The organism is Streptomyces sp. NPDC006365 (assembly GCF_042870755.1).
In the GTDB taxonomy this organism is placed as follows: Bacteria; Actinomycetota; Actinomycetes; order Streptomycetales; family Streptomycetaceae; genus Streptomyces; species Streptomyces xiangluensis.
On sequence record NZ_JBIAHS010000001.1, the window covers coordinates 1,035,698 to 1,049,018 of the forward strand.

Sequence of the window (13,321 nt, forward strand, 5' to 3'; positions counted from 1 at the left end):
CGGGAACGACAAAGGAGGTGGGCGGGTGAAGACCCTGCTCATCGACAATTACGACTCGTACACGTACAACCTGTTCCAGCTGATTGCCGAGGTCAACGGCGAGGAGCCGGTGGTGATCCTCAATGACACCCCGGCCGGTGAAATTCCGGACCTCCGGGAATTCGACAATGTGGTGGTGTCGCCGGGGCCGGGACACCCCGCCGTATCGCGTGACTTCGGCATCGCCGCGAGGGTGCTCGCCGAGGCCGAGATCCCCGTACTGGGCGTCTGCCTGGGCCACCAGGGCATCGCGCTGGGGGAGCGCGGACTGGTCGAGGCCGCCCCCGAGCCCCGGCACGGCCACCTCTCCACGGTCCGGCACGACGGCCGGGACCTGTTCCAGGGGCTGCCGCAGCACTTCACCGTGGTCCGCTACCACTCGCTCTCCGTGCGCGAGCCGCTGCCCGAGACCCTGGAGGCCACCGCCTGGGCCGAGGACGGCGTCCTGATGGGGCTGCGGCACCGCACCCGGCCCCTGTGGGGGGTGCAGTTCCACCCCGAGTCCGTGCTCACCGACTACGGCCACCGCATGCTGGTGAACTTCCGCAACCTCACCGCGGAACGGGACCACAGGCCGCGTACGAAGAACACCGCGGTCACCCCGGCCGCGGCGGCGATCCCCCGCCCCCGGCGCGCCCCGCGTCCAGCCCACCGGCTGCACACCCGCCGCATCGCCACCGCCGTGGACACCGAGGCCGCCTTCACCCGTATGTGCGCAGACGCCCCGCGGGCGTTCTGGCTGGACAGCTCCCGCGTCGAGGAGGGACAGTCCCGCTTCTCGTTCTTCGGGGACGGCAGGGGCCCGCTCGCCGAGTTCGTCCGGTACGACGTCGACACCGGCCTCTGCGAAGTCGAGCGACCCGGACGGCCCCTGCGCAAGGTCCGCTCCTCCGTCTTCGACTACCTGAAGCGGCAGCTGGCGACCCGTCATGTCGACGGCACGGGACTGCCCTTCGACTTCACCGGCGGCTATGTCGGCTACTTCGGCTACGAGTTGAAGGCCGACTGCGGATCGGACAACCGCCACCGGGCCGAAACCCCCGACGCCTGCTGGCTGTTCGCCGACCGGCTGATCGCCGTCGACCACGAGGAGGGCTTCACCTACGCCGTCTGCCTGGCCGAGGACACCCCGCACGCCACCCGAGAGGCCACCGACTGGCTGGACAGCGCCATGGCCCAGCTCAGCTTCGTCTCCACGGACAAGCCGCCGCTGCCCGTCACCTCCGAGCCGGACCCCGACGCCGCCGAACCGTGGCTGGTCCGCGACAGGGCGACCTACCTCGCGGACATCGAGGCCTGCCAACGGGAACTCAGGGCAGGCACCAGCTACGAGATCTGCCTGACCAACGCCGCCCGCTTACCCGCGCCGCCCGACCCGTACGACTTCTACCGGGTGCTCCGGCGCGTCAACCCGGCGCCCTACGCGGCCTTCCTGAGGTTCGGCGACCTCGACGTGGCCGGCTCGTCGCCCGAGCGTTTCCTGCGGATCACCCCGGACGGCATCGCCGAGGCCAAGCCCATCAAGGGCACCGCGGCCCGCGGCGGCACCCCGGACGAGGACGCCCGGCTACGGGACGACCTGGCCGCGGACCCCAAGACCCGCGCCGAGAACCTGATGATCGTCGACCTGCTCCGCAACGACCTGGGCAGGGTCTGCGAGACCGGCACGGTGCGGGTCTCCCGCCTCATGGCCACCGAGACGTACGCCACCGTCCACCAGCTCGTCTCCACCGTCGAGGGACGGGTGCGCGAGGGCACGGACGCCGTCGACTGCGTACGCGCCTGCTTCCCCGGCGGCTCCATGACCGGCGCGCCCAAGCTGCGCACCATGGAGATCATCGACTCCCTGGAGACCGAGGCCCGTGGCGTGTACTCCGGCGCCCTCGGCTACCTGGGGTGCGGCGGCGGGGCGGACCTGAGCATCGTCATCCGCACCGCCGTGTTCACCGACGGCCTGATGCACCTGGGGGCCGGCGGCGCGATCGTCCTCGACTCCGATCCGGCCGCGGAGTACGACGAAATGCTGCTGAAGACCGCGGCACAGATGCGGGCCGTCCACCAGGAGCACACCGCTGTCCCCGCCGCTGCCGAGGAGCCCACCCGATGATGACGCAGCCCATGCAGACGACGCATACAGCTGAGGCGACCGCGCGGTCCACGGACAGCCTGACGACCCTTCAGGCCACGCGGGCCTTCGCCGACGCGGGCGCCCCCGGAAACCTGGCCGCCCACCTCGCCGCGCTCGCCGAGCGGCGCGACTGGACCGCACGGACCGCCTTCCGCCAGGGCCACCAGTCCTGGACCCACGGCGAGGTGCACGACCTCGCGGCCCGAACGGCAACCGTGCTCGCCGACCACGGCGTGGGTCCCGGCGACCGGGTGCTGATCGCGCTGCCCGACTCCGTCGCCTGGGTGACGGCCTTCCTCGCCACCGCCCGGCTCGGAGCCGTCGCGGTGCTCGTCAACCCCGAACTCACCGCCCCCGAGCACGAGTTCATGGCCGAGGACACTCGTGCCGCGCTGTGCGTGACCGGACCAGGCCTCGAGGACCGGTTCGCCGGCCGCGCCCGCCTCGGCGCCGACCAGCTGGTCGCGCTCACCCGGACCGCCGAGCCGACCGCCGACGCCCACCCGGTCGACGCGCACAGCCCGCTGTACATCCAGTACACCTCCGGAACCACCGGCAGCCCCAAGGGAGTTGTGCACTGCCACGGCGACCCGAAGACGTACCACGACCTGATCGGCCGACGGCTGCTGAAGATCACCCCGGAGGACGTCACGCTGTCGGTGTCGAAGCTGTTCTTCGCCTACGGCTTCGGCAACACCTTCGCCTTCCCGCTGTTCTCCGGTTCCTCCGCCGTACTGGTGGACCGGCGCCCGACCCCCGCGGCCGTCGACGAGATCGTCGCACGGCACCGGGTGACCCTGCTCTACTCCGTACCGTCGGCGTACGCCGCCCTGGTGGCCGACCGGGCAGGCGGGCACACCGCCTGCTTCGCCTCGGTACGCGCCGCGGTGTCAGCCGGTGAGGGCATGCCCGCCGGGCTCGGCGAACAGATCACCGCACTCCTCGGCGCGCCCGTGCTGGAGCAGATCGGCTCGACCGAGGCCGGGCACGCCTTCTGCGCCAACAGCTTCCACCACAACCACCCGGGCACCGTCGGCCGCCCGGTACCCGGCTTCGAGGTGGAGGTGCGCGACAGCGCGGGACGCCCGGTGTCCGACGGCACATCGGGCGAACTGTGGGTCCGCGGACCGACGTTGACGCCGGGATATCTGAACCGGCCCGAGGAAACCGAGCGCACCCTGGTCGGCGGCTGGCTGGCCACCCGGGACCGGGCGCGCCGCGAACCCGACGGCACCATCCGGCACCTGGGCCGCGCGGACGACATGGAGATGGTCGGCGGCATCACCGTCTCCCCGCTGGAGGTGGAGGCCGTACTGCGGACCCATCACGCGGTGAAGGAGGTCGCCGTCGCCGCCGTCACCGACCGCAGCGGCGCGAACCGGTTACGTGCCTTCGTCGTCCCCGTCACCCCGATACCGGCCGGCCTCGAAGCCGAACTCATCGCCCTGGCCCGCGACCGTCTCGCCGCCTTCAAGGTCCCCCGGAGCGTCAGCTTCGTACCGACGCTGCCCCGCACCTCCACCGGCAAACTCCGCCGCCACCTAGTCCGCCACGGCGCGTGGTGACCGTGAGCGCCGTCCCGCCGTCCCTTGCGGCCTCAGGCTCAGTCACCACAGCAGAAAGGATTGGGCGCATGCGACAGCAGCAGCCCCTGCTCCCCGACCGCGGCTTCTATCTGGGCCCGATGTTCCGGCAGGCGGCAGACCGCCACGGAGCGGCCTTCGTCACGCTGGACCGGCCGCTGGACGTCAACCCCGACCTCGGGGTCTACCTCAGCTACCCAGTGCTCGCGGACCTCGTCGACGAGCTCTCCGGCCGGCTGTGGGAGGCCGGGGTCAGGCCGTCGGAGGAGGTGGTCATCCACAAGTCGGACAACGTCGACATCGTGCTGCTGACCTGCGCTGTCTCCCGGATCGGGGCCGTACCGGCGCTGCTTGCGCCCGCCCTGGCGGGACCGGTGGCCGGACAGCTCCTCGAACGCCTCCACAAGCCCTGGCTGATCACCGACCGAGCCAAGCTGGAAGGACCGCTCAAGGACGTCGAACTCTCCACGCTCGTGCGGCGGACGCTCTCCGTGGACGACGCGCCCGGAGCCGTCCCCCTGGAGCAGTACGCAGGCAGCAAACCGCCCACGCCCGTACGGCTCCACCCCCGCGAGCCCTCCCTGATCACGCACAGCTCGGGCACCACCGGCGTTCCCAAGCTCGCCGTGCACTGCCCGAACACCATGTGGAACCGGCTCATACCGCAAAAGGCGATGGGCTGGCCCACGCGCGGCGAGATCGCGGCACTGCACATGTCGTTCGTGCACTCGCGCTTCTACCATCTGCTCGGCGTGCTGCTGCACTTCGGCAGCCCACTGGTGCTGATCACCCAGCCGGAACCCGCCTCGGTCGGCCCACTGCTCAGCCGCCACCGCCCCGGCATCGTCGAGACGCACCCCAACACCTTCGTACTGTGGGAGGAGTTGGCCGACGCCCCCGGAGCGCCGCTGTCCCGGGTCCGCTCGTACGGCTCCACCTTCGACGCGATCCATCCGCGTACTGTGCGACGGCTCCTGGACGCCTCGAAGCGCCGCTCGCCGTATCTGATCCAGCTGTACGGGCAGAGCGAGACGGGCCCGGTCGCCTTCCAGTGGTTCACCCGGCGCAGCGCCGCCCGCGCCGACGGCCGCCGGGTCGGGGTCGGCATCCCCGGCTTCACGCGTGTACGCATCGCCGACGGATCCGGCGGACGGGCCAGGCCCGGAACACCCGGACCGATCGAGGCCCGCACCAGGGGCCGCATCCTCACCTACCTCGGTGCCCGGGAGCAGTATCTGCGCCAACTCGACGGTGACTGGTGGCAGATGGGCGACATGGGCTACCAGAGCCGACTGGGCGCCCTGTATCTGATCGATCGTGAGATCGACCAGATCGACTCGGTGCACAGCAACCTGGAGGTAGAGGACACCCTGATGTCCCGCCTGGAGGAGTTGCGCGAGGTCGTCATCGTGCCGGGCGCCGACCGCGAACCCGTGCCGGTCGTGTGCGTCCGCGGCGACGTGCCCCTGGACATGGAGCGATGGAAGGGGGCCACCGGCGACCTGCCCGCGATGGCTGAACCACGGCAGTGGCGGTTCGAGGAGCTGCCGATGACCGCCACCTGGAAGGTGAAGCGGGTGGAGATCACCCGCATGCTGACCGAGGGCACCCGCACATGAGCCCCGTCATCGTGGTGGGCGCGGGACCCGTGGGCCTGTCGGCCGCCCTCGCCCTGCGCGCCCGGGAGGTTCCGGTCACTCTCCTGGAAGCAGACCCCGAGGGCCGCGAACGGCCGGGCAGCCGCGCCCTGTTCGTCCATCGGGAGACCCTGCACCTGCTTGAGTCGATGCGACCGGGGCTGGCCGACGAGATCACCGCGTACGGACGCACCTGGCAGACCAAGCGCACCCTGTACCGGGGCCGCGAGGTCTACTCCCGCACCTTCCCGCCGCCCTCGGGAGCACCGCCCTTCACCAGCCTGCGCCAGGTGGACACCGAGCGCTTCCTGCTCGCCGCCTGCAAGGACGCCGGAGTCGAATTCGTGTGGGGCGCCGAGGTGGTGGGCGTACGGACCGGTCCGACCGGCGTCACCCTGACCGACGGCGACGGCCGTACCTGGACCGGCAGTCACGTCGTCGCCGCCGACGGGGCCCGCTCGGCGCTGCGGCGCGAACTGGGCATCGTCCTGGAGGGCAGCCACGCGAACGGCTTCCACGTCGTCGTGGACGTCGCCGACATCCCGGGCGCGGAACTCCCCCTGGAGCGGGTCTTCCACTATGAGCATCCCGGTGTCGGCGGGCGCAGCGTGATGCGCGTGCCGTTCACCGGAGGCTTCCAGCTCGACCTCCAGTGCCGAGACGACGACCGTCAGGAGGCGTACGGCACCGAGGAGTCCGTACGCGGCTGGCTGCCGGCCGTGGTGGGGGAGGGGTACGCCGACCGGATCCTGTGGGTGTCGACGTACCGCTTCCTGCGCAAGGTCGCCGCCACCTTCACCGACTCGCACCACCGGGTGCTGCTCGTCGGCGAGGCGGCGCACCTCTTCCCGCCGTTCGGCGCACGCGGCATGAACAGCGGAATCGCCGACGCGGCGGCGGCAGCGGAGGCCATCGCCACCGGAGTGCCGGAAGCGGTCGCTCACTTCGCCGCGGCCCGGCGCGCGGCGGCCCTGTTCAACAGCGCCGCCGCAGGCACCGCACTCGACCATCTACGGCCCCGGCGGCGGATCGTACGGGCCAAACAGCGCGCGGCAGCGGCACTCGCGCCCGTACTGCCGTGGTGCGGGGCCTGGCTGGAACACGCTCCCTACGGGCCACGCAACGGCTCACCGGCAAGCGCGGGCCGTAAGTACTAGGACACCTGTTACCGGGGCACCCGATGAGACACGTAGTGAAATGAGAGGAGTCTCTATGACGCAACCCGCAACCGCGGAGGGCCTGTTGGCCTGGACCCCGGGCAGTGGTCTCACCCGGGGGCTGGCGGCCGACACCCGACTGCTGGCCGCGGACTCGTGGCTGCTGCGCGACGGACTGGTGCGCGGCTTCGAGCGGCACCGGGCACGCTTCGAGCGCGCCTGCGCCGACTGCGGCGCCCCACCGCCCGGACAACTCACCGAGTTCTGGCAGGACATGACCGCGGCCCTGCCCCGAACGGGAACATGGTTCCCCCGTGTCGAACTCGTCCGCGGATCCCTCCAGCTGAGGCTCCTGCTGCGGCATGCCCCGGAACTGGCCCCCGAAGTACGGGTGTGGGCGGCCGGCCAGCCCGACCCACGGACCGTGCCCCGCCGCAAGGGCCCCGACCTGGATGTCCTGGCCCGGGTCCGGCAGCGGGCGGCCGGACAGGGCGCCGAGGAGGCCGTACTCATCGCACCCTCCGGCCTCGTCCTGGAGGGATCGAGCTCAAGCCTCCTGTGGTGGGAGGACGACACCCTCTGTTCGCCCCCAGCGCGGCTGCCCCTGCTCCCGGGCGTCACCCTCGGGCTCATCGAGAAACGGGCCGCTGCCACCGGCGTCCAACTCGCCCAGCGCGAGCGGACCCTGGAGGAACTGGAGGGCCACGAGGTGTGGCTGGTGAACGCCCTGCACGGGATCCGTCCGGTGGTCGCGTGGGAGGGAAGGCCGATGGAGGCGGGTCCGGCGGTGCGGGCCGAGGAATGGAGGAAATGGCTGGACGACATCATGGAGCCGTTGCCGAACACCTGAAATCGACGTGCGAGGAGGATGCTTCTGCGACCCGCGACGACAACGGAACATCCGAAACCGAAGGCGCCGGACGAATTCAATCACCCGGCGCCATCGACCCATTTTCTGATTCAGGCCGGATTCAGGCCTGCGTCCATTGTTTTAAGACCTCAGTTGGTCTTCTGCTTGGGCTCATGAGCGCCCGGAGTCATACGTTGCGCGATGGCGATGCGGTTGTACGCGTTGATGACGGTGGCCGCCCAGATCAGTGCCGCGATCTGCTCCTCGTCGAAGGCCTCTGCGGCCTCCGCGTACACCGCGTCCGGGACCCGCCCGTCGTGCACCAAGGTCACTGCCTCGGTCAACGCCAGTGCGGCGCGCTCCCGTTCGGTGAAGAACGGGGTCTCCCGCCAGGCGCTCAGCGCGTAGATGCGCTGCTCGGTCTCGCCCTGGGTGCGGGCGTCCTTCGTATGCATGTCGAGGCAGAACGCACAGCCGTTGATCTGGGACGCGCGAATTCTGAGCAGTTCGAGAAGCTCCGGCTCGATCTTGGCATCCCGCGCCGCGGAAACGGCGGCACCGTGCAGGGCGCCCATCGCTGCGGAGACGTCGGGGGTAATTCTCTTGAGGGACACACGAGTTATGGCATCGCTGTGGGACATGAGGCGACTCTAACCCCGTAATGACGGGCCGTGCTGGGGAATCAGGCGGAATTCTTCCGTCGCGTGGGCAAAGGCCGTCGGAAAGCTGCCGGTTGTCCCTTGCGGGCCAGCAGATGGGCCTGCTGGAAGCCCCGTTCGTCGGTCTCGTCGGGCTCCCGCAGCAGCCGCGCCACCTCGACGAGCCCCCTCTCGCGCAGCAGGTCTGCGACGCGGTCGGGCGACCAGCGGTAGGCGAGCGCCACCTTGTGGTCGAACGCCTCCGCCAGCTGAGAGGGATCGTCGTGGGTCTGGAACGCCAGGAGCAGATGGCCGCCCGGCGCCAGCACCCGGTGGAACTCGGCGAACACCTCCGGCAGCCGCTCGGGCGGGGTGTGAATGATCGAGTACCGGGCGAGGATCCCGCCGAGAGCGCTGTCATCGAGGGGCAGCGCGGTCATCGATCCCTGATCGAACCGCAGCTCCGGATGCGCCTTACGGGCGATGGTGATCATCTCCGCCGACAGGTCGACGCCGGACGCGGCCAGCCCCAGCGAGTGCAGCAGCGCGGTCACATGGCCGGGCCCGCAGCCGAGGTCCGCGACCGGCCCGGCGCCGTCCGCCCGTACGAACTCGGCGAACGCGGTGAGCATCGCCCGGTCCAGGGGCCAGTCCTCGAGCGCGTCGGCGAACAGTTCGGCGTAACGGACGGCTACGGAGTCGTACGCCGTACGGGTGGTGTGCAGGAAGTCCGGCTCGATCATGGAGACGTACCGTAGTACGCCTCATCGTCCTCACCGTCGCGTACTGGCCACCTCGCCCCGCCGGTGCACACGCCAGGCGAGCAGCCCGCCCAGGAAACCGGCTACGAGCCCCCAGAGCGCGGCGAACCCCAACGCGGTCCACAGCCGTGCCCGCAGCAGGAGGTCACCGGACAGCCCGCCGCCGAGGTCACTGATGCCGAGGAACGACAGGCCGTAGTGCGCGTGGATCTTGCCTACGAGACAGACGGTCAGCACCGTGAGCACGAGCGCCACCGCCATGTGCACGGCGTGCTGCCACAGGCGCGTCCGGGCCGGTGAGCGGGCGGCCATCAGGAATGCGGCGCCCAGCACCAGCACGGCGTTGACGACGACCAGCCACCACACCTTGCCGTCGTGCTCGGACAGCGTCCGCAGATCGATTCTCGAGATGTCCGGCGTACGCATCACCAGGTCCAGCAGCCGTGGCATGGGCAGCCCGAACGGCCCGTCGACGCGGCCCTCCCACGAGGCGCCCAGGCCGATGGTGAAGGCGAGCCAGACGAGATTGGGCAGCCCGAGAAGGATCACGGCGAACGTCTCGACGGCATGCCCGCGCGTCGCCGCGACGACCAGGGCGATGAGGAGGCCGAGGACGACGTAGGCGAGGAGCAGCACGACCATCGCGAACGCGGCGGGCCGCACCGACTCCTGGAAGCGCAGCAGGCGGGCCGGAAGCGGGGCCTTCCGCGACACCAGCAGCGCGAGGGCCAGCACGCCCGCGAGCCACAGCAGCCCGAAGAACAGCGTCACCGGAACATCGGCCTCGAAGCCCACCCGGGGCGACGTCTGCTCGCCGAACAGGTCGCCGATGTCGCCGAGGCCGTCCTCCCCGAGTGAGATGTCGAAGGTCTGGCGGGCCGGCAACGAGAGCGCGATCAGGGCGACGAGCCAGACTGCCGCGATACGGGCGGCCCAGCCCGCCAGTTCCGGAGCCCCGGTCACGGCCCGGTGGCGCAGCGGCCGGAGGAATCCGGCGGCGATGACCAGGACTCCGGCGAGAGCCACCGACAGGGGGACCACCGCCAGGTTCGCCTGGGTCTCGGCGAGAGCTCCGGCGTTGCCCGCGAACTCGACCGAACCGCCGACCGCCGCCACCACGGTGGCCAGGACGACCCGGGGAAACGCGCCCTCAGGCAGATCCGTCGCCCCGGCCGCCCACAGCCCGAGCGCGGCGACCACGAGCATGACGATCACTCCTGCGAGGACGGTCGCGGCGGCCTCGGCCCAGCCATGGCGGGCGACGGCCTGGTCAGCGCGCGTCTGGGAGTTCACGCTGCCACGCTAGGCAGGGGTTCGGCGGCCCGCCTGCCGAAGAGGGCCGACCGGCGTCAGCTTGCGGCCGGTACAGGGCTGGCACACACAATGGGTTGATTACGCGTAAACCAGCGTGAAGCCGAATGAAGTGTGTGAAATGCCGTGAACCCCTACACCGGGAAGTAGAGCCAGTGAGCGTCGAACCGCCGTCCTCCGGCCGCCCCACCGGACCGCCGTCGGGCCCGCTGTCCGGTGGGTCCCAGCCTCCTCCCTCGCAGCCGCCGGGTGACCGCGCACCGCTGGGCCCGTCGGGCGGCGGTTCGGAGGCTGGAGGCCCGGGAGGCGGCGGCCCTTCCGGCCCCAGCGGCCCGCTCGGGCCGGCCGAGCCCGGCCCCGGTGACGGACCCGGCCGGCCGTGGTGGAGGTCCGCACCCCGCGTCGCGGTCATCTCCCTCGTGGTCGCCGCCGCCGTGGTTCTGGCCGTCGTCTTCACCCGCCCCGACGGCACCTCGGGCTCCGGCAGCGAGGTCTTCCTCCAGGCCGCCGGCAAGTCGGGCCCCGACCCGTTCACCGGGTCGACGGCAGAGGACAGCTCGACCGTCCCCGAGACGCCCTCGCCCACACCCACCCCGGACTCCGGCAACGTGACGCGTGGCGTGGACGGTTCGGCACCCGGCCTCTACGGCGGTACGCGGAACAAGGCCAGCTGCGACGTGGAGAAGCAGATCTCCTACCTCCAGGACGCCCCAGCCAAGAACGAGGCCTTTGCCTCCGTCCAGGACCTCGAACCGTCCGGCGTCCCCGGGTACCTGCGCTCGCTCACCCCCGTGCAGCTGAGGATGGACACCCGCGTCACCAACCACGGCTACCGCGACGGCTCCGCCACCAGCTACCAGGCCGTCCTGCAGTCCGGCACCGCCGTACTCGTCGACGACCGCGGCGTACCCCGGGTGCGCTGTGCCTGCGGCAACCCGCTGACGCCGCCGGTCGCGCAGAAGAGCACACCCAAGAAGACGGGCGACTCCTGGCCTTCGTACCGCCCGTCGAATGTCGTGGCCGTCTCGCCCGCGACCCAGGTCATCAACACCTTCGTCCTCTACGACCCCGACAACGGCGAGTGGATCGAGCGGCAAAGGGGCGACACCGGCACCAAGGACAAGAAGACGAAGCCGCCCGAGAAGCGCCCGACACCATCCGCGAGTTCGCTGCCCCCGTCCTGCCCGCCCGGCGAAACGACCGCGGAGACCGACGGCACGACCACATGCCCGCCGACCCCAACGGCCACACCGCCCAAGCCGCCCACGGAAACGACGCCTCCGGACGAGCCGTCTCCCGAACCCGCGCCCACGACGTCCGAACCCCCTCCGGATGAGCCAACTCCGGATGAGCCAACTCCGGACGAGCCCGCCGACTCGCCCCCCGGCCAAGAGTCCCCCGACGCGACATGAGCCGGCCCACGGCCCCGACCCGCCCACGGACCCGAGGGGCGCAGGGCTGTGTCGATATGCGGCTCCGCCGCGCGGGCGCGACAAGCCACAACGAACCCGCACCCGCCAATGAACCGAACCCGCCACCCCTCCAGGCGCCCCGCGCAACCAACGGAGGGAACCGCATCTCGAGTGGAGCGATGAGTTTCGGCCCGAGGACGAGTCGACACAGGTGACAGCGTTCACCCACCAGGAGGTGCTCATGACCACCGAGGGATTCACCACATGTCTCTGGTTCGACGGCCAGGCGGAAGAGGCCGCGGACTTCTATGTCTCGGTCTTCAAGAACTCCCGGCTGGGCCGGGTCCTCCGCGCCACGAAGGCCGGGCCCGGCCCCGCCGGCAGCGTCGTGACCGTCGAGTTCGTGGCGAACGGACAGAAGTTCGTCGCGCTGAACGGCGGCCCGGAGTTCAAGTTCAACGAGGCCGTCTCCTTCGAGATCCGCTGTGACGACCAGGACGAGGTGGACTTCTACTGGAACAAGTTCACGGAGGGCGGCGGCCAGGAGGGCCCCTGCGGCTGGCTGAAGGACAGGTTCGGCGTCTCCTGGCAGGTCGTCCCGAGCAGGCTCCTCGAGCTGATCGCTGACCCCGACGAGGAGAGGGCGGGCAGGGCGATGGACGCGATGATGAAGATGTCGAAGCTGGACGTCGCCGCCCTGGAGAAGGCCGCCGCGGGCGAGTGAGCCGGAGCGGCACAGCGGTCGCCCGTCGCCACACCACCGTGGGACGAACCGGCCGCTGTGCGCCGTCGCAAAGGGCAACTCACCACTCGTAGGCGGACTTCGAGGCCTCGTATTGTCCGCGGGGCCGGCCCCCGGAGGGCGGCTCCTCAGAACCCTCGAATCCCTCGAAGAGCGAGCCGGTCCGGGGCGTGGACGGTTCGGCGTCGCTCCCGGCCGTGGCGCGGCTACGCCGCGAGGCGGGCCGGCCCTCGTCCCCGTCACCCGTGACCAGGAGAGGGTCGAACATTACGATCGCTCCGGCCAGCACCAGAAAGATGACCGGCCCCATGAGCATGGGGAGCAGCAGCGACAGGGGCGAATCGCCGCCCTGGGCGCCGCCGGTCGTGTCGTGGAGATGCACGCTGACCGCGGCCATGCCCGTGTAGTGCATACCGCTCACGGCCACACCCATGACCAGACTGGCGCCCAGGCTGGTCATGAAGCCCCGGATCGAGACGGCCGCCCACAGCGCGGCGGTCGCGGCGACGACGGCGATCACGATGGAGAGCGCGACGGTCCCCAGGGCGTAGCGGATGCTCCCGGCCATCTGGATCGCCGCCATGCCCAGATAGTGCATGGCGGCGACGCCGAGACCGGTGACGATGCCGGCGACGGCCAGCATGCGGCCGGAGCCGCCGTATCCCACTATGAAGACGCCGATGCCGACCACGGCGATCGCCACCAGGAGACTCAGCACGGTCAGGCCGACGTCGTAGCTGAGGCGGGTCTCCTCGACCTGGAAACCGATCATCGCGATGAAGTGCATCGTCCAGATGCCGCATCCGATCGACACCGCCCCGAGCGCCAGCCAACCGGGCTTCGACGACTGCTTGTTGTTGGACAGGGTCCGGACGATGCAGCGCAGCCCCAACGCCCCGCCCAGGCAGGCCATGAGGTAGGCGGCCACCGGAGTGACAGCGCCGTAGCTGAATCCGTCCACTGTGCCTTGCATATGCCACTTCCCCCGAGAGCATGGCTACTTGGAAGGGGAAGGTTCGCGTTTCAAGAGCTGGCGTAGCAAGCCCTTACCGTCGGTACTCGG

Annotated in this window: 11 protein-coding genes; 7 read left to right on the forward strand and 4 right to left on the reverse strand. The window is 70.7% G+C overall.

Translation table 11 applies throughout. From position 1 onward, the window contains the following. The first annotated feature begins 25 nt into the window (after positions 1-25). The 5 genes from pabB (at position 26) to ACFYO0_RS04820 (ending at position 7,394) form a co-directional block, all read left to right on the forward strand. A complete protein-coding gene (gene pabB, locus ACFYO0_RS04800) occupies positions 26-2,146 on the forward strand; it encodes an aminodeoxychorismate synthase component I (RefSeq protein ID WP_388670557.1) in 2,121 nt (706 codons plus the stop codon). An 11-nt stretch (positions 2,147-2,157) separates the two neighbouring features. After that, a complete protein-coding gene (locus tag ACFYO0_RS04805) occupies positions 2,158-3,732 on the forward strand; it encodes an AMP-binding protein (RefSeq protein ID WP_388670881.1) in 1,575 nt (524 codons plus the stop codon). Positions 3,733-3,800: 68 nt separating this feature from the next. Further along, positions 3,801-5,369, forward strand: a complete 1,569-nt coding sequence (locus ACFYO0_RS04810; protein WP_388670560.1) for a class I adenylate-forming enzyme family protein — start codon at positions 3,801-3,803, stop codon at positions 5,367-5,369. After that, on the forward strand, positions 5,366-6,544 hold the full coding sequence (locus tag ACFYO0_RS04815; protein WP_388670563.1) for an FAD-dependent monooxygenase: 1,179 nt from the start codon (positions 5,366-5,368) through the stop codon (positions 6,542-6,544). Before ACFYO0_RS04810 ends, ACFYO0_RS04815 begins: the two co-directional genes overlap by 4 nt. A gap of 55 nt (positions 6,545-6,599) precedes the next feature. Beyond that, positions 6,600-7,394 (forward strand): aminotransferase class IV, encoded by a 795-nt coding sequence (locus tag ACFYO0_RS04820; RefSeq protein WP_388670566.1) that lies wholly within the window; start codon positions 6,600-6,602, stop codon positions 7,392-7,394. A 149-nt stretch (positions 7,395-7,543) separates the two neighbouring features. On the opposite strand, the gene ACFYO0_RS04825 is transcribed toward ACFYO0_RS04820, so the two are convergent. The 3 genes from ACFYO0_RS04825 to ACFYO0_RS04835 are packed head-to-tail and all read right to left on the reverse strand — an operon-like array spanning position 7,544 to position 10,086. Further along, positions 7,544-8,035, reverse strand: coding sequence for a carboxymuconolactone decarboxylase family protein (locus ACFYO0_RS04825; protein WP_388670569.1), 492 nt, complete (start codon positions 8,033-8,035; stop codon positions 7,544-7,546). 41 nt (positions 8,036-8,076) lie between these two features. After that, entirely contained in the window at positions 8,077-8,775 is a 699-nt protein-coding gene (locus ACFYO0_RS04830; protein WP_388670572.1) for a class I SAM-dependent DNA methyltransferase, read from the reverse strand. 30 nt (positions 8,776-8,805) lie between these two features. Further along, complete coding sequence (locus ACFYO0_RS04835) at positions 8,806-10,086, reverse strand: streptophobe family protein (protein WP_388670575.1); 1,281 nt, start codon at positions 10,084-10,086, stop codon at positions 8,806-8,808. A 173-nt stretch (positions 10,087-10,259) separates the two neighbouring features. Here ACFYO0_RS04835 and ACFYO0_RS04840 point away from each other — a divergent pair, with 173 nt between their 5' ends. Both ACFYO0_RS04840 and ACFYO0_RS04845 read left to right on the forward strand, forming a co-directional pair. Then, the gene (locus tag ACFYO0_RS04840; protein ID WP_388670579.1) at positions 10,260-11,516 is read left to right on the forward strand and encodes a DUF6777 domain-containing protein; all 1,257 of its coding nucleotides are present in this window, start codon (positions 10,260-10,262) and stop codon (positions 11,514-11,516) included. Between the two features lie 241 nt (positions 11,517-11,757). Then, entirely contained in the window at positions 11,758-12,240 is a 483-nt protein-coding gene (locus tag ACFYO0_RS04845; RefSeq protein ID WP_388670582.1) for a VOC family protein, read from the forward strand. Between the two features lie 79 nt (positions 12,241-12,319). Here the strand turns inward: ACFYO0_RS04845 and ACFYO0_RS04850 are convergent, their stop codons facing one another. Further along, positions 12,320-13,231 (reverse strand): MHYT domain-containing protein, encoded by a 912-nt coding sequence (locus tag ACFYO0_RS04850; protein ID WP_388670585.1) that lies wholly within the window; start codon positions 13,229-13,231, stop codon positions 12,320-12,322. Positions 13,232-13,321 lie beyond the last annotated feature (90 nt).

What these genes read in the sequence shown, in the direction of transcription:
- ACFYO0_RS04805 (WP_388670881.1), top strand. Translation starts at nt 2,158, where the DNA reads ATGCAGACGACGCATACAGCTGAGGCGACCGCGCGGTCCACGGACAGC.
- ACFYO0_RS04810 (WP_388670560.1), top strand. Translation starts at nt 3,801, where the DNA reads ATGCGACAGCAGCAGCCCCTGCTCCCCGACCGCGGCTTCTATCTGGGC.
- ACFYO0_RS04815 (WP_388670563.1), top strand. Translation starts at nt 5,366, where the DNA reads ATGAGCCCCGTCATCGTGGTGGGCGCGGGACCCGTGGGCCTGTCGGCC.
- ACFYO0_RS04820 (WP_388670566.1), top strand. Translation starts at nt 6,600, where the DNA reads ATGACGCAACCCGCAACCGCGGAGGGCCTGTTGGCCTGGACCCCGGGC.
- ACFYO0_RS04825 (WP_388670569.1), bottom strand. Translation starts at nt 8,035, where the DNA reads ATGTCCCACAGCGATGCCATAACTCGTGTGTCCCTCAAGAGAATTACC.
- ACFYO0_RS04830 (WP_388670572.1), bottom strand. Translation starts at nt 8,775, where the DNA reads ATGATCGAGCCGGACTTCCTGCACACCACCCGTACGGCGTACGACTCC.
- ACFYO0_RS04845 (WP_388670582.1), top strand. Translation starts at nt 11,758, where the DNA reads ATGACCACCGAGGGATTCACCACATGTCTCTGGTTCGACGGCCAGGCG.
- ACFYO0_RS04850 (WP_388670585.1), bottom strand. Translation starts at nt 13,231, where the DNA reads ATGCAAGGCACAGTGGACGGATTCAGCTACGGCGCTGTCACTCCGGTG.